Annotated in this window: 14 protein-coding genes; 5 read left to right on the forward strand and 9 right to left on the reverse strand. The window is 34.5% G+C overall.

Features of this window, described 5'->3' with window-relative positions:
- Positions 1–21 precede the first annotated feature (21 nt).
- Both rpsI and rplM read right to left on the reverse strand, forming a co-directional pair.
- Positions 22–408, reverse strand: a complete 387-nt coding sequence (rpsI, locus tag JCM15579_RS03020; RefSeq protein WP_054715526.1) for a 30S ribosomal protein S9 — start codon at positions 406–408, stop codon at positions 22–24.
- Positions 409–413: 5 nt separating this feature from the next.
- Positions 414–869: a 50S ribosomal protein L13 gene (rplM, locus tag JCM15579_RS03025; RefSeq protein ID WP_054715529.1), complete on the reverse strand. Its 456-nt coding sequence runs from the start codon at positions 867–869 to the stop codon at positions 414–416.
- A 415-nt stretch (positions 870–1,284) separates the two neighbouring features.
- Here rplM and JCM15579_RS03030 point away from each other — a divergent pair, with 415 nt between their 5' ends.
- The gene (locus JCM15579_RS03030) at positions 1,285–1,797 is read left to right on the forward strand and encodes a DNA-3-methyladenine glycosylase (RefSeq protein ID WP_054715533.1); all 513 of its coding nucleotides are present in this window, start codon (positions 1,285–1,287) and stop codon (positions 1,795–1,797) included.
- 6 nt (positions 1,798–1,803) lie between these two features.
- Here JCM15579_RS03030 and JCM15579_RS03035 read toward each other — a convergent pair whose 3' ends face one another.
- Positions 1,804–2,937, reverse strand: a complete 1,134-nt coding sequence (locus tag JCM15579_RS03035) for a lipid A deacylase (protein ID WP_054715536.1) — start codon at positions 2,935–2,937, stop codon at positions 1,804–1,806.
- Between the two features lie 308 nt (positions 2,938–3,245).
- Between JCM15579_RS03035 and JCM15579_RS03040 the strand changes: the two genes are divergently transcribed.
- Complete coding sequence (locus tag JCM15579_RS03040) at positions 3,246–6,182, forward strand: M16 family metallopeptidase (RefSeq protein WP_054715539.1); 2,937 nt, start codon at positions 3,246–3,248, stop codon at positions 6,180–6,182.
- Positions 6,183–6,324: 142 nt separating this feature from the next.
- On the opposite strand, the gene JCM15579_RS03045 is transcribed toward JCM15579_RS03040, so the two are convergent.
- From JCM15579_RS03045 to JCM15579_RS03065, 5 genes are all read right to left on the reverse strand, one after another.
- A complete protein-coding gene (locus JCM15579_RS03045; RefSeq protein WP_054715542.1) occupies positions 6,325–6,522 on the reverse strand; it encodes a PspC domain-containing protein in 198 nt (65 codons plus the stop codon).
- 15 nt (positions 6,523–6,537) lie between these two features.
- Positions 6,538–7,032, reverse strand: a complete 495-nt coding sequence (locus tag JCM15579_RS03050) for a DUF4252 domain-containing protein (protein ID WP_054715545.1) — start codon at positions 7,030–7,032, stop codon at positions 6,538–6,540.
- Between the two features lie 106 nt (positions 7,033–7,138).
- Positions 7,139–8,701, reverse strand: coding sequence for a PspC domain-containing protein (locus tag JCM15579_RS03055; RefSeq protein WP_054715548.1), 1,563 nt, complete (start codon positions 8,699–8,701; stop codon positions 7,139–7,141).
- A 20-nt stretch (positions 8,702–8,721) separates the two neighbouring features.
- Positions 8,722–9,045 (reverse strand): PadR family transcriptional regulator, encoded by a 324-nt coding sequence (locus tag JCM15579_RS03060; protein ID WP_054715551.1) that lies wholly within the window; start codon positions 9,043–9,045, stop codon positions 8,722–8,724.
- A 20-nt stretch (positions 9,046–9,065) separates the two neighbouring features.
- Complete coding sequence (locus tag JCM15579_RS03065) at positions 9,066–9,482, reverse strand: hypothetical protein (protein ID WP_054715555.1); 417 nt, start codon at positions 9,480–9,482, stop codon at positions 9,066–9,068.
- Between the two features lie 207 nt (positions 9,483–9,689).
- Between JCM15579_RS03065 and JCM15579_RS03070 the strand changes: the two genes are divergently transcribed.
- Positions 9,690–9,911, forward strand: coding sequence for a ferredoxin (locus JCM15579_RS03070; RefSeq protein WP_054715558.1), 222 nt, complete (start codon positions 9,690–9,692; stop codon positions 9,909–9,911).
- Positions 9,912–9,995: 84 nt separating this feature from the next.
- On the opposite strand, the gene typA is transcribed toward JCM15579_RS03070, so the two are convergent.
- Positions 9,996–11,795 carry a translational GTPase TypA gene (gene typA, locus JCM15579_RS03075; protein ID WP_054715561.1) on the reverse strand — a complete coding sequence of 600 codons (1,800 nt, stop codon included), beginning with the start codon at positions 11,793–11,795 and terminating at the stop codon, positions 9,996–9,998.
- 749 nt (positions 11,796–12,544) lie between these two features.
- Between typA and JCM15579_RS03080 the strand changes: the two genes are divergently transcribed.
- Entirely contained in the window at positions 12,545–15,112 is a 2,568-nt protein-coding gene (locus JCM15579_RS03080) for a TonB-dependent receptor (RefSeq protein ID WP_054715565.1), read from the forward strand.
- A gap of 209 nt (positions 15,113–15,321) precedes the next feature.
- Entirely contained in the window at positions 15,322–16,035 is a 714-nt protein-coding gene (locus JCM15579_RS03085) for a DNA-binding domain-containing protein (protein WP_054715569.1), read from the forward strand.
- Positions 16,036–16,055: the final 20 nt, after the last annotated feature.

Here is a 16,055-nt window from a genome sequence, read left to right on the forward strand (position 1 = left end):
ACTAAACCTGCCACAAAAACATTAACGTTTACTAAATTGAAATCTTTTACGTGCTTTAGGTTGACCTGGTTTTTTACGCTCAACCTCACGAGGATCACGAGTCATGAAACCTGCAGTTCTAAGAGCAGATTTTGATTCAGCATCAATTTTTACTAGAGCTCTAGCGATAGCCAAACGAAGTGCTTCTGCTTGACCTTTTACACCACCACCATCAAGGTTTACTTTGATGTCATACTTATCAGCAACCTCAAGAAGGTTTAATGGCTGAGTAACGATGTATTGTAGAGTTCCGGTAGTAAAGTACTCTTTAAGCTCTTTTTTGTTGATGGTAATCTGACCCTTACCTTCGCTAACGTATACACGAGCAACTGCTGCTTTTCTACGTCCGATAGCATTAATTACTTCCATACCTCTTATTTAATAGTGTTTAAATCTAATTTCTTTGGCTGTTGTGCTTCGTGCTTGTGCTCACCACCTACATAAACGTAAAGGTTAGAGTACAATTTTCTTCCTAGACGGTTCTTTGGAAGCATACCTTTAACAGCTTTTTCAATCAATCTCTCTGGGTGCTTAGCCAAAAGGTCAGCTGGAGATTTAATTCTTTGTCCACCAGGGTGTCCAGTGTAAGAGAAATACTGACGGTCAGTCATCTTGTTTCCAGTCATACGAACCTTTTCAGCATTAATAATAATCACGTTGTCTCCACAATCAACATGAGGAGTGTAGTTAGGCTTATATTTACCTCTAAGTAGCTTAGCTACTTTAGCTCCAAGTCTACCTAACACTTCATTTTCTGCATCGATAACAACCCACTCTTTGTTAGCGGTTGCTGCATTAGCAGAAACGGTTTTGTAACTTAATGTATCCACTTTTAAAACTTTTAATAATTAATACTTTAATACAATTATTCCAATTTGGCTTGCAAAAGTACAAGAATCTCCCAAATACACCAATTTTTTTCTTGATTAATTGATGGATACTTAATCAGTTGTGGATAATCGGGATGATGTGGAGTGATTAAGTGTATCAAAAAATCAAAATTGATATATTACCCAGTATTGAATTTGGTACTTGCTAAGGGTAGTCAAATCAACATGTTGGGGAGGGATTCGTTCTCAAGAAAGCCCATCGTCACAATTTCACTGCAAAAGTATGAAATAATTTTTGCTTCACCTGTAAATTTCTTGCTTTTTTTATTTTAAAATGATTTCTGATTCTTTGATATGCAGTTGATAAGATGTGAAATTGTTATTTTGTGGACGTTTAATTTCGAAATAGATTCTGATGATAGAAAAATTAGGGAAAGATTTTTTTACTCGTGATATAAAATTGGTTGCGGAAGAATTAATAGGGAAGTTGATTGTGCGCAAAAATATCAACGGTAAAGTTGAAAAATACAGAATTACTGAGATCGAAATGTATATCGGAGAAGAAGATTTAGCATGTCATGCAGCTAAGGGGAGAACGGCCCGTACCGAAGTGATGTATGCTGAGGGTGGTTTGGTGTATGTTTACTTGATTTACGGAATGTATTGGTTACTAAATATTGTAACAGGAGCCATAAATAAGCCTCAAGCTATTTTGATTCGGGGAGTAGAGAATATAAATGGACCTGGCAGAGTAGGACGAACTCTAAATCTGGATAAAAGCTTTTATGGTGAGGATTTAACTTTATCCGAAAGGTTATGGATTGAGGATGACGGGTATAAGTTTAGTTTTACATGCCACCCTCGTATTAATATCGATTATGCTGGTGAAATCTGGAAAAATAAATCTTTCAGATATATTATGAAGTAGTATATATTACTTATTCCATTTTACTTTCTTTAAAAAGAAATCACCGTTAATTCTTAAATAGATGGCAGCAGCCCAACTTTCTGCGGAGTTTTTAAGATCGTAGTATACATCTAACTTACTGCCAAAGTGAATGCCGTTGGCAATTTTATGCTCGTAGTAATAGTTTAGTGTAGCCAATTCTTTTCTATCTTCAAAATATCCTGGAGTATCCATTGCAATGGATTGGAATAGTTTCGATCCACGTGAAGAAGCAAAATGATAAGCATTCCAGTAACCTAGGTTTAGCTTAGACTTTTTTGTAGTGATACCTACTTGTGGATAAAAAGCATGTCCTTTATCGAATAGGTATTCTTTTTCTGAAGAGTTATCTGAAAAGAAATAACCCATTGCCCTTACATACCAAGATGTGATCTTTGAATTTGATATATTTTTTTCCAACACAAGTCCGGAACCATAATTTCCTATTGTTTGAACAGATCCTTCAGAACTGTCTATTTCTCCACCTCGATGAGCAAAAATTACTTCTAAAGGCAAGGATAATTTGGTTTTTGAGGATTGATTTACTTGCCAGTTTCCTGATAAACCAAACGTAAATCTTTCCTGAAAAGGATCATTTTCTAAAATAAACTTCTCCCAGTTAATCCAGGTTTGAAATTGTAGTTTGGGAGTATTGTATAAGAATTGAAAACCATTTTCGGCAGTTTCCATAAAGTATCTTTCTGGTTCGAACATTGGTTCTGAAAGTTTATGGTTGTCGTTTTGATTTAAACTACCCATAATAAACTCAATTCTATCCGATGGTTTATAGATGGCTGAAAATATAGGTTCTGTTTCAGTAAAATCTTCTCTACCCGAATATTTTTGAAGACGAACACCAGCTTCAATTCTAAAATTGGAACTTGGATAATAAATTAGTTTGGGTGATGCAACATATCCAACCCAGGTAGCACCATTAGAAAACTCACTACTATATTCATTGTTTTTTACAAAATTCAGGTTTTCGAAACGAAGAAATAGCTTGTTGCTGTCTGCTGCGTGAAACTCTTTATGGTGCATAAAAGGAGTATTGACCTGGGCAAAAGTGTGATTGATAATTGTGGTAAGGGACAATATCAATATTAGGGCATTTAGTTTTTTCATCTGTGTAGTTTACTTTTTACGCTGCAAAAATACAATTATCTATCTTGATTGATTGTTAATAATATATAAAAAGTTTAAATCGAATTTAAATAACGAAGGCTTTAGTTAAAAAAAATGTAAAAAAAGATATGTAAATATAAGGTAATTTGTAAATTTAACAATCTACTGATTATATTATAATATAATTCGAGAATTAAGAAACTAAATCAAAACAGGTTATGTGAATCGCACAAGGTTTGTAAACTTATGCGAATTGAAGGGTTGAGGATGTTGTGTGATTGACATGATCATTTAAAACCAAACAAACAATGAAGAAAATTAATGTTCTTTTTGCCTTTGTGTTGGGAGTAATTTTGTTTGCTTGCACGCCAAAGGAAAAGTATCAAACTGTTCAAAACACAGACGAGAATGGCTATCGGTACGAAACGGTTACCAATGATCCTATGGGAGTAAGAATTTATACTCTTGACAATGGACTAAAAGTGTACTTATCTGTTAATCGAGATGCACCAAGAATTCAAACCTTTATTCCGGTAAAAGCTGGTTCTACCTATGATCCTTCCGAAACTACCGGACTTGCTCACTATTTAGAGCATATGATGTTTAAAGGTACTGATGATTTTGGTACTGTAGATTGGCAAAAAGAGGAAGCCTTAATTCATGAGATTTCTGATTTGTATGAAGAGCATAAGTTTGCATCTACAAAAGAGGCAAAAGCAAAGGTTTATGCAAAAATCGATAGTGTTTCTGCTTTGGCTTCAAATTTTGCTGTAGCAAACGAGTATGATAAGCTGGTGTCATCAATAGGAGCTAAAGGGACTAATGCTTATACTACTTACGAACGAACAGTTTATATGAATGATATTCCTTCGAATGAACTTGAAAAATGGTTGAATATCGAAAAGGAAAGATTTAGCAAACTGGTTCTTCGTCTATTTCATACCGAATTGGAAACGGTTTATGAAGAGTTTAATATGTCTCAGGATAATGACTTTAGAAAGTTGAATTATGCCCTAATGTCTGGTTTGTACAAAAAACACCCTTACGGAACACAAACTACTTTGGGAAGAGCTGAGCATCTTAAAAATCCATCAATGGAAAATATTCACAAGTATTTTGATACTTACTACGTTCCTAACAATATGGCAATTGCCATGTCTGGAGATTTGGATTTTGAAGAGACTATTAAATTAATTGATCAGACTTTTGGAAAACTAGAATCAAGAGAAGTGTCTAAGTTTGTTGCTCCAGTAGAAGATCCAATTACAAAGCCAATTGTTAAAGAGGTTTTTGGTCCTGATGCAGAAAGATTATCAATGGCATTCAGATTTGATGGTATTGGTTCAGAAGATCAGAAATTTGTAACTCTTATTGATGGTATTTTGAATAACTCAAAAGCAGGTTTAATGGATTTGAACCTGAATCAGAAGCAAAAAGTGTTAAAAGCTGGTTGTTACGCAAGTTTTAATATTGATTATGGAATGCATTCATTTTATGGAGTTCCTCGTCAAGGTCAAAAAATGGAAGAAGTAACAGAATTGATTCTTGGTGAAATCGAAAAAATCAAGAAAGGAGAGTTTGAGGACTGGATGCTTGAGGCTGTAATCAATGATTATCGCTTAGGGAAAATTAGAGGGCAAGAATCAAATGGAAGAGCTCATGAGTTTGCAGTTACTTTTGCAAACAATGTAGCTTGGGCTGACAACCTAAAAATGCTTGATGAACTTGAATTGGTTACAAAAGAACAATTGGTTGAGTTTGCAAACAAGCACTACAATAACAACTATGTTGTAGTTTACAAGAGAAAAGGTGAGGATAAAAAGGTTGTAAAGGTTGAAAAACCGGCTATTACTCCAGTTAAAATCGACCGCAAAAAACAATCGGAATTTTATAAGGACCTAACAGCTAAAGAAACTCCTGCATTAAAACCTTTATGGGTTGATTTTGAAAAAGAAATCCAGTCAGAAGAGCTGAAGCCTGGTGTAACTTACGATTACTTGGAAAACAAATCGAACGAGTTGTTCAAGTTGATTTACATTTACGAAATGGGTAAGAATCATGATAAAATGTTGCCTATTGCTGTAAATTACTTACCGTATATTGGAACAGATATATATTCGGCTGCTGAATTGCAAAAAGAATTGTTTAAGTATGGTTTATCCTTTGGTGTTGAAGCTGGAGATGACAGGTGTTACGTATATATCTCTGGATTAAAAAAATCATTCGACAAAGGCGTAGAGTTGATGGAACATGTGTTGTCCAATGCTAAGGCTGATAGTGATTCTTACTCAAAGTATGTTGATGGAATTATTAAGGAGCGTGCAAATAGTAAGTTAAACAAAGGAGAGATTTTGTGGGGAGCAATGTATAGTTACGCGAAATATGGAAAAAAATCGCCTTATACAGATATCTTACTAGAAGATGAATTAAGAAATGTGGATCCAAATCAGTTAACTGAAATGTTGTCTCAGTTAAAAGACTATAAGCATAGAGTATTTTATTATGGAGCTGAAGGGAAGCAACAAATAGCTGAGAATTTAAAAGCAAATCATAAAGTTTCAGAGCAGTTAAAAGAGATTCCGGAACCAACAAAATATCCTGAATTGGATTACACTAAAAATGAAATCTTCTTTGTTAATTATGATATGGTTCAGGCAAACATTATCATGTTAGCAAAAGATGAAAAATTGGATATGAACCTTATGCCAGAAATCAGATTGTTCAATGAATATTATGGTGGAAGTATGGCATCAATTATTTTCCAGGAAATTCGCGAATCAAGAGCTCTTGCATATTCTGCCTTTTCATCTTACAGCACTCCTTCAAAATTAGATGATTCTGGCTACTCATTCTCGTTTGTTGCAACAAGCGCTGATAAAGTGAAAGATGCTACTGAAGCATTGGTTGAGTTATTGAATGAAATGCCTTATGAGGAGAAGCAATTTAACGAAGCCAAGACAAACATGCTTAAAAAGATTCAATCAGAACGAATTACTAAAGAAAGAGTTTACTGGACTTATTTGAGTAATCTTAGAAAAGGTGTGAATCATGATTACAGAAAAGATGTTTACGAGAAGGTGAAGAATCATAATATTGATGATTTGAATAAGTTCTTTAAGAAACATATTGCCAATAAAAACCATTGTTATTTGGTAGTTGGTAACAAGAAAGATATCAATATGAATGTACTTAAAAAATTAGGTAATGTTCATGAGTTGAGCTTAGAAGAAGTATTTAATTATTAATTAGGGGTTTAGTATTTATGACTAAATGAAAAGGCCTCTTCCTAAAAATGGAAGAGGCCTTACTTTTTTGAATACTTTTGGTAAAGCAGGTGAAAAAGACAAACCCTTCTTCACCAAATTGGGGTAAAGATTGCATTCAAATTTAAACTGTTTCGCAGTTTGTATCTGGTAGAACCATTGCAAGAATAAAATAAACCAACAACATTAAAGGATTGAATAATGTTAGGATTAGATATCCTGCCCTAATAATTACCGGATCGAGTTCCGGATTTATGTATTGAGAAATACCACCGCAAACACCTGCTATCTTTTTATCTCTTGATCTGAATAATCGTTTCATGCCATCTGTTTTTAATTACTCTTCATCTTTGTCGATACTGTAATGTGACAAAGTTTTCAATTCATCTACATGAAAGTCTCCAAAAAAGGAAATCAATGATGTTCTGTTTTCATTGTAGTGAAGGATATGGAATTCGCTAAACTTTTTTCCTCTTCCTTTGGCAAAGAAATGAACATCGTCATCATCTTTATCTCTTTCCTCAATCAAGACTTCTTTGTAAGAGTCTCCTTTCGAAAGCTGCGATACAACAATCTTTTTAAATTTAGATTCATTGCCGATTTCGTGTTTGAAGCTTAAGAATTTAATAGTTTTACAATCGCCTGTTACGTTTTTTTCCAATTCATCTTCGTCAATATCAAAGTCCAGGTTTTTTAGGAAAGATCCTGCGAAACTAAAGCTGTTGAAGCCATCAAGATTGGAATATTTAGCATGTAATTTTTCTCCTTTGGTTTGAGCCTGAGAAAGAATAGGTAAGGCTATTGCAATCAGAATTACTAATAATTTTCTCATAATGTTTGTTTTAAAATTAGCCATGTTTGCACCTATTGTTGTGTGTGATGAAAAAGGTATCGGTGCAAAACATGGATAGAACAACTAATTTATTATTTAACTAGGCTTAAGCCTTCTTTTTCATGATCCATTTTTCGCCAAGCATGTCGAAATCCCAGGTGTTACTTACATTGTCGATGTCGTGAATAATTTTGCTCATTGATTCATCGAGGTAAATAACTTTTCCTTCCGGAACTTTAACAGTAATATGTAATCTTTGATTTCTCCATTTGGAATCATTTTCTAATGTGAAAAATTGATTAAATACGATTATAGAGTCATTTTGAACCCATTTGTAATTAATTCCTTCTGCGTTTTCCACAGCTCTATCTAAAGTTCTTCCGCGAGCTTTTTTCTTTAGTTTGATTTCAAAATTATCCGAATAACTTCTTTCTATATCCAAAGTAGGTTCACCTACAATAATTTCTTCATCATCATTCATGTATACTTTAACATTATCCAGGTCAATATGGCCTTCGTACCAATGATCGCCAATGTTATTTGTGCTTTGTAAATACAATGTATCATTGGCTATTTTTTCGATTGGTTGATTTTCAGAGTATCTGGTGCTGCTGTGCATGTAACCTTTGATCTGTGAAAAACTTAGGCTAATTAAAAGTATAATCCCTGTAAGCCAAACTGCCAGAGCTGTAAAACCTATAATCTTGTTGTTGGTTTTAAAGTTGAAAAGCAATTTAATTCCTGCAAAAATCAATAGCATTAAAGGAATGGCAATTACAACAATGATTCCAATGGTAAATAAAGTAATGCTTGTTCCGTCGAGGAATAATTTAGGGAACATTGTGCCTGGAAAATGGAAGTCTGCAAAGGGTCCAAAGAAGCTATGAGCAAAAATCATAGATCCAATAAAACTTATAAGAGAAACAAATCCTGCAAAAATAAATCCAATACCCAGTAAAATGATAATCACTTTAAGTACCAAACGGAGAGCAGAACCAAGGAAGTCAACAGATCTATCGAAACCATCTTTTACCTGAGGTCCGTTTTTTTCTCTCATTTTATCGAAGTTTTCTTTCACTTCTTTGTATTCGTCTTTTATCGATTCTTCGATATTGGATATGTTGACCTTTTTGCCTTTCATCTCAAGTTTTTGACTTGTAGTGGTTGCTTTAGGAACAACAATCCATAAGATAATGTACAGTAGGAAAGCAAAACCATATCCAAGAAAGAAGAATAGTACGAATAGTAATCTGAATACGACTACATCGATACCGAAGTATGCTGATAAACCACTTGAAACACCTCCAAATACTCTTTTGTCTGGATCGCGATACAACCTGCGTTTCTTTTTGCTGGTAGTTGTGGTTTGTGATTGGTTTTGTGATTCTTCGGTAGTTTCATCATCAGTTTCGAAAATTTCTTCTGGTCTACCCATAATGGTTATTACCTCTTCAACCATATCAACATTTACGACCTGGTCTTTGCTACTTAGTTTTTCCTGAAAAATCTCTGCAATTCTGGATTCGATGTCAGAAATGATTTCTCTTCCTTCTTCGCCAGCACCATAGTGACTGTTGATCGTTCGCAGGTAATCTTGTAATTTTTCAAAAGCATCTTCATCGATGTGAAATATACTTCCGCTTATATTAATTGTTAATGTCTTTTTCATAGTGTTAACAGTTTTTGGACTTACTTTTTAATCGTATTTACGGCATCAACCAATTCTTGCCATGAACCATCAAGTTCCTTTAAAAATTCATTGCCTACTTCTGTACTTGTGTAATACTTTCTTGGAGGTCCTTGTGTCGACTCTTCCCATCGGTAGCTTAATAAACCGGCATTTTTTAGCCTGGTTAGTAAGGGATAAAGTGTCCCTTCCACTACAATCATTTTGGCTTCTTTAAGTTCCTTAATGATGTCTGATGCATAGGCATCACTTTTTGAGAGAATGGAAAGAATACAATATTCCAGCACTCCTTTTCGCATTTGGGCTTTTGTGTTTTCTATTTTCATACTTGGAATATTTATATTGATTAAATTGCAGATCTAATGTTACCAGGGAAATTTCTGAAGTTTTTAGACCTTTTCTTTTTTGCTGTTACTATAGTTGAGTTTTGTTTTACAGTGATTGTATCCTTATAAACTTTACACCTTATTGATGTATCCATATTTAGTTTTGGATTGTTATAATCTTCCATATTTCCGGATACGATGTCCTTACAAACTTTAAGATTTTCTTTAAAGATCAAGATTCCATTATCTAGATATCCTTTTTCATTGGTTATTTCATCTGCAGGAGATTTACCACCATTATTGCATTCGATTTTAAAAAATGGCACTAGAAATTTATCAATTGTTAACAATTGAGCCTTTGACTCTAAGGAGAATGCTGTTACTGTTAATATCAGAAATGAGATTCTCAATATTTTGTCTTTTAATAAGGGTTTCATTGTTGTAGGTTTTTATAATACTATCTCTAACATATAAGTTTGTATTACAAATATACAGATAAAAAAAGGTAATATGCAATACATAGTACTGGATATTTTCAAGAAAAACACATAAATACTTGTAAATCAATACAAAAAAAATTAAAGATATTTTATACTATATTTGAAATTCTCTTAATTTTTTATTAAACCAGTAATTTTGTGAGGATGAAACAGGTGTATCAAAGAAGAAGTAAGTGCATTGGATGTGCATATTGTGTAGGGGTGGCGCCTGGTTTTTGGCTTATGAATGAGAGAGACGGGAAGTGTGATTTATTGGGAGCAAACCTTATAAATAACGAATTTGTACTTGATATTTTCGATGATGAGCTGGAGCAAAATCAGAAGGCTGCAGAAATATGTCCCGCAAATTGTATCAGAATAGAATAAAGTTATTATAACAATAAAGAGCAACCGTTAAAAAACAGTTGCTCTTTTAATATTATATCGGCGTAAATGAATTATGTCGTTTACTTATTCTTTCGAAGCTCTTTTTCTGTCGTGTTCAGAAAGTAAGATCTTACGAAGTCTGATGTTATTTGGCGTTACTTCAACATATTCATCACCTTGAATATACTCTAAAGCTTCTTCTAATGAGAAAATTACTGGAGGAGCCAATCTAATCTTATCATCAGTACCTGAAGTACGCATGTTGGTTAGCTTCTTTGTTTTGGTAACATTGATATCTAAATCACCAGCACGAGTATTTTCACCCACAACCTGACCTTTATAAATTTCGGTTTGCGGAGCTACGAAGAATCTACCACGATCCTGTAGTTTACCCAATGCATATGCAAATGTAGTACCTGTTTCCATAGCAATTAATGAACCATTAATACGTCCTGGAATTTCACCTTTGAATGCTTGATATTCGTGAAAACGATGCGACATTACAGCTTCACCTGCAGTTGCAGTCAAAATCTGGTTTCTTAAGCCAATAATTCCTCGCGATGGAATGTGGAATTCAAGGTGAATACGATCAGCCTTACGTTCCATGGTTAACATTTCACCTTTACGCTGAGTAATTAATTCGATGGCTTTTCCTGATACATCTTCTGGAAGATCGATGTATAGAATCTCCACTGGTTCACATTTTTCACCAGCTATATCTTTAATAATTACCTGTGGCTGTCCAACCTGAAGTTCGTAACCTTCACGTCTCATAGTCTCTATCAATACAGACAAGTGAAGTACGCCACGACCAAATACATTGTATGAATCGGCCGAATCGGTTGGAACAACGCGTAAAGCCAAATTCTTTTCTAATTCTAATTCTAAACGATCGATCAAGTGACGGGAAGTTACATATTTACCATCCTGACCGTAAAATGGGGAGTTGTTAATAGTAAACAACATACTCATTGTTGGCTCATCGATTGCAATTGGATCTAATGGTTCAGGATTTTCAATATCACAAATTGAATCTCCAATATCAAAGCCATCAATACCTACTAAAGCACAAAGTTCACCCGATTTTACACTTGATACTCTTTCTTTACCTAAACCGGTAAATACGTGTAATTCCTTTATGCGAGATTTTTTAATGCTACCATCACGTTTGGCAAGGCTAACATTCATACCTTCTTTTAATTCTCCACGATGAACTCTACCTACGGCGATACGGCCAACATAGTTCGAGAAGTCAAGAGATGTAATAAGCATTTGAGGTGTTCCTTCCAAAACTTTTGGCTCTGGTATGTATTCGATAATTGCATCAAGAATTGCAGTAATGTCGTTGGTTGGAGTTTTCCAATCTTTTGACATCCAACCTTCTTTAGCAGAACCATAAATGGTTGGGAAATCAAGCTGTTCTTCCGTAGCTTCAAGATTGAACATTAGTTCAAAAACTTGTTCTTGTACTTCTTCAGGACGACAGTTTGGTTTGTCAACTTTGTTTACGACTACTACTGGTTTCAAACCTAATGCAAGTGCTTTAGATAATACGAAACGAGTTTGAGGCATAGTTCCTTCAAAGGCATCCACCAACAAAAGTACTCCATCGGCCATATTCAAAACACGCTCAACCTCTCCACCAAAGTCAGAGTGACCAGGGGTGTCAATAATGTTAATTTTTACATCATTGTATTCAAGAGATACGTTTTTCGACAAAATGGTAATACCTCTCTCTCTTTCCAGGTCGTTATTGTCAAGAATAAGGTCTCCCGGATTTTCATTCTTTCTGAAAATGTTACTGTGCATTATCATTTTATCAACCAAAGTGGTTTTTCCATGGTCAACGTGAGCGATAATCGCAATGTTTCTTAGTTTCTTCATCTCGTATCTTCTTTATGACTCTGTGTCTTAAAAATCAATCAATATTATTGAAAAAGGCTGCTTTCATTGTAAAGCTTCTCCTTGTAAATGTCAAGATCTGCACACAAAATTTGTGAATTAATTGTGGCAGAATCGATTGCGCTGCTAAAAATGCGGCTGCAAAAGTACGGTTTATTTTTGTGAATCAATCTATTTAGATGGAATAATTTAAAGTTTGAAAAAATTAACCCTTTAACTTATTGCTTTATTAAAATTAACTTAATATGATGTTTGGATTTTTACAGATAGATTTGCTACTCTTTAAAAACGAGAGAATGTAATTTAGAATCAAATCAATTAAAGCTGTGATAAAAGGAAAAAACTGTACCTTCGCAGAATTATTGACGAATTCAAGAATTAATTTGTTTTATAGGAATAGGGGTATTTGCTTTTAAATTAAAAACTTAGTGGTGTTGGGATTGTGTGAAATGATTGAAAAACATTATCTTCCGCATCCTAAATTTTAAAAGTTATGAACTTATAATTTGATATTAAATATTAGTTTTTTAGAAAAAGATGCCTCGATTTTTAATAATCAAAATGTTTTTTAGACGAACTATTAATTTTATTGGATGAACCTTAAATAAATGATTGTTGATTATTTGTTAATAAGTTTTAAACGAACCATTTTTGTAATTCTTTACTCCAAGGAATGTGAGATGATTTTGTAGCAATTTTGCTACACTATTACTAACCTAACAATTCATTTTATGAAAAATGTAATGAGAAGTATTTTGACAATGGCAGCTGTATTGATGCTGTCCGTTGCAGCTATTGCTCAAACCACCGTAAAAGGTGTAGTCGTAGATGGAGGTTCTGGTGAAAGTTTACCAGGAGCTTCAATTGTCGTATCAGGAACCGCTTCTGGTACAGTTTCAGGTTTTGATGGTTCTTTTGCTTTGCAAGTGCCTCAAGGAGCATCAAAAATTGTAGTTAGCTTCGTAGGTTTCCTTGATAAGGAAATCGCTTTATCGGGAGCTCAGGATTTAGGTACCATTAAGCTTGAGTCTGACGCTGTTGGTTTGAAAGAAGTAAGTGTTTTAGCATCAGTTGCTATTCAAAGAAAAACTCCGGTTGCTGTTTCTACAATTTCTGCAGAGAAAATTGAAACTCAATTGGGTAGTCAGGAGTTTCCTGAAATCATGAAAATGACTCCAGGTGTATACGCTACTAAACAAGGTGGTGGTATTGGAGATTCTCGTATTAATGTTCGTGGTTTTTCTCAAGAGAATGTAGCTGTAATGATTAACGGTATTCCAGTAAATGACATGGAAAACGGACGTGTTTACTGGTCTAACTGGGCAGGTTTGTCAGATGCAACAAGATCAATGCAGGTGCAAAGAGGTCTTGGAGCTTCAAAATTGGCGATTAACTCTGTTGGTGGTACTTTAAACATTTTAACTAAAGCTTCTGAAGCTAAAAAAGGAGGTTTCGCTGAGATTTCTACTACTGATTTCGGAATTAGAAAGTACAAGTTAGGCTTAAATACTGGTTTAATGTCAAATGGTATGGCTGTTACTTTTATAGGTTCTAGAACCGAGGGTGAAGGGTATATCGATGAAACTTGGGCAGATGCTTGGTCATACTTTTTAACTGTAAGCAAAAACTTTGGTGATAAGCATAAATTGGTATTCACAGTAAGTGGTGCTCCTCAGGAACACGGACAAAGACCAGGTAGCAAGTACGACATGCTTTCATACGAGCAGTTTGAAAAATATGGAACTACTTATAATAAGAACTGGGGTTACTTAAAAGGTGAACGCATTAACGAGAAAGAGAACTTCTATCATAAGCCACAAGCTGGTTTAACTTGGTACTGGACCATTAATGACAGAACCAATTTGGCAACATCGGCTTACGCTTCAATTGGAACTGGTGGAGGTTCAGGTTATCTTGGGAAATACAAAGGAACTTGGCAGTATGGTCCTAAATTGAATGATAACGGACAACAGAATTACGATGAGATCTGGAATGCTAACCGTGCAAATGGTTTAGCTGATGAAGGTGCTGAAATGATTCTAAGAAACTCAATGAACAACCACAAATGGGTAGGTTTATTGTCAACTTTAAATCATGACCTAAATGACAACTTCAAATTGATCTCTGGTGTAGATGGTCGTTACTACAAAGGTGAACACTATAGAGAGGTAAAAGATCTTTTAGGAGCTAAGTTTTGGGATGATTCATTCAAATCAGGAAATGCAAGAGCTAAGAAAGATGATAAGATTGACTATTATAATGATGCATTCGTAACCTATGTTGGTGCATTTACTCAAATTGAGTATTCTAAAAACAACTTGTCTACATTTATTGCTGGTACTATTTCTGATACTTGGTACAAGAGAAAAGATTACTTTAACTATAAAGATACTGAAGGTAACAGAGTTCCTGAAACTAGTGATACCGAAAGAGTTTTTGGTTACAATGGTAAGGCTGGTATCAACTACAATATTGACGAAAAGCACAATGTATTTGCAAATGCTGGTTACTACTCAAAAGCTCCGACCATTGATGCGGTATTCTTGAATTACAAAAATGACTTAAACCCTGATTTAACCAATGAAAAAGTATCTGCTTTTGAGTTTGGTTATGGATTTAAATCTAAGAACTTAGTATTGAACTTGAATGCTTACTACACCAAGTGGAAAGATCGTTTCTTGGGTGCTACTTATAGAGATGCTTCTGGTGATAGTTATAATGTAAACTACAACAACGTATCTGAAATTCACACCGGAGTTGAGTTGGAAGCTAAATTACAAGTTGTCAAAAATCTGGATATTCAATCACAGGTTTCTGTTGGTGACTGGTACTATGACAAAGATGTTTCTACAGATTTGTATGACGATCAACAACAATTGGTTCAGCAAGGTGTAACTGTTGCAACTAAAGATTTGAAAGTTGCTGATGCACCTCAAACGCAAGTTGGGTTTGCGTTAAATTATAAATTCCTGGAGAACTTTAATTTGAATGCAAACTGGGTTTACTACGCAGACCTATATGCTAACTTCGATGTGAAGGATAGAATTATCAACGAAGGTAAAGATGCGGATCGTGAGCAATCATGGAAGCTTCCTTCGTATGATGTATTAGATTTAACACTTTCATATAACTTCGAAATTAAAGGATTAAAGTCAAGAATAGTTCTAAATGCATACAATGTATTGGATAAGGATTACATGGCTGAAGGTTTTGATGGAAGAAATCATGACAAAGAATCATTCGTTGGATTCAAAGGATGGAAGAGAAACTTTAACTTAGGATTTAAAGTTAACTTCTAAGAAAAAATTTCAATTGATATAAAAGCCGGATCCATTTGGGTCCGGCTTTTTTATATCCTATAATAAACCCCAATAACGTATTAATGAGAAGCTTATTGTGTAGAAATCTGTGTTTAATGACATAATAAATATCCTTGACATTGTATGCAAACTGTAGGAACTTGTTTGGTGTTAAATAAATATTAATCAAATCACTTAAATTTAATGTTATGAGTAAAATAAATTTATGGTTACAAGACAATATTTTAACGCCGAGACCTAATGATTATTATGCCCGGGTAAAGCCAATGGGGAACATAAAAATTGAGGATATTGCCAAGGAGATTATTAAAGGGGGATCCGAGCACAACGAGGCAACCATTATTGATATCCTTTCGCGCAGCAATCAAGTTATTATTGAAAAGATAGCGCAAGGCTATAATGTGAATACAGGAGTGTTTTATAGTCACATTACGGTGAATGGAGTTTTTAATGGAGCTACCGATAGATTTAATCCTGATGAACATCGCCTAATTGCTTCTTTTACCTCTAGTAATGAATTGAGGGCTGAACTTAAGAAAACACAGGTGGAAATTGTTGGAACCCTAACCAGCGAGCCTGTGGTAGGAAAAGTAATTGATAGCTTAAGCGAGAAGGAAGACAGTAACATCACTCCTAATAATGTAATTATTGTGAAAGGAAATCGCCTTAAAATTGTTGGAGATGATGCTTCCGTGGGTGTTTACCTTATCAATCAATCTGATGATACACGCCACAAGTGCGATCAGATCATATCCAACGAACCAAAGCAACTGATGGTAATGGTTCCTGTATTAAGTGCGGGAAATTATGTGTTGGAGATTGTTACGCAATATTCATCAAGCAATTTACTTTTAAAAGAGCCAAGGAAAACGCAATTTGAGCATGTGTTAATTGTTGAATAATAGTTGGAAAACAATACATA

Source organism: Marinifilum fragile JCM 15579, assembly GCF_001310955.1.
GTDB classification, from domain to species: domain Bacteria; phylum Bacteroidota; class Bacteroidia; order Bacteroidales; family Marinifilaceae; genus Marinifilum; species Marinifilum fragile.

Bases quoted from the DNA above. Each gene is read 5' to 3' on its own strand.
- JCM15579_RS03050 (WP_054715545.1), bottom strand. From the start codon at position 7,032: ATGAGAAAATTATTAGTAATTCTGATTGCAATAGCCTTACCTATTCTT.
- rpsI (WP_054715526.1), bottom strand. From the start codon at position 408: ATGGAAGTAATTAATGCTATCGGACGTAGAAAAGCAGCAGTTGCTCGT.
- JCM15579_RS03065 (WP_054715555.1), bottom strand. From the start codon at position 9,482: ATGAAACCCTTATTAAAAGACAAAATATTGAGAATCTCATTTCTGATA.
- JCM15579_RS03030 (WP_054715533.1), top strand. From the start codon at position 1,285: ATGATAGAAAAATTAGGGAAAGATTTTTTTACTCGTGATATAAAATTG.
- JCM15579_RS03060 (WP_054715551.1), bottom strand. From the start codon at position 9,045: ATGAAAATAGAAAACACAAAAGCCCAAATGCGAAAAGGAGTGCTGGAA.
- JCM15579_RS03070 (WP_054715558.1), top strand. From the start codon at position 9,690: ATGAAACAGGTGTATCAAAGAAGAAGTAAGTGCATTGGATGTGCATAT.
- JCM15579_RS03085 (WP_054715569.1), top strand. From the start codon at position 15,322: ATGAGTAAAATAAATTTATGGTTACAAGACAATATTTTAACGCCGAGA.
- JCM15579_RS03035 (WP_054715536.1), bottom strand. From the start codon at position 2,937: ATGAAAAAACTAAATGCCCTAATATTGATATTGTCCCTTACCACAATT.
- JCM15579_RS03080 (WP_054715565.1), top strand. From the start codon at position 12,545: ATGAAAAATGTAATGAGAAGTATTTTGACAATGGCAGCTGTATTGATG.
- typA (WP_054715561.1), bottom strand. From the start codon at position 11,795: ATGAAGAAACTAAGAAACATTGCGATTATCGCTCACGTTGACCATGGA.
- JCM15579_RS03040 (WP_054715539.1), top strand. From the start codon at position 3,246: ATGAAGAAAATTAATGTTCTTTTTGCCTTTGTGTTGGGAGTAATTTTG.
- JCM15579_RS03045 (WP_054715542.1), bottom strand. From the start codon at position 6,522: ATGAAACGATTATTCAGATCAAGAGATAAAAAGATAGCAGGTGTTTGC.
- JCM15579_RS03055 (WP_054715548.1), bottom strand. From the start codon at position 8,701: ATGAAAAAGACATTAACAATTAATATAAGCGGAAGTATATTTCACATC.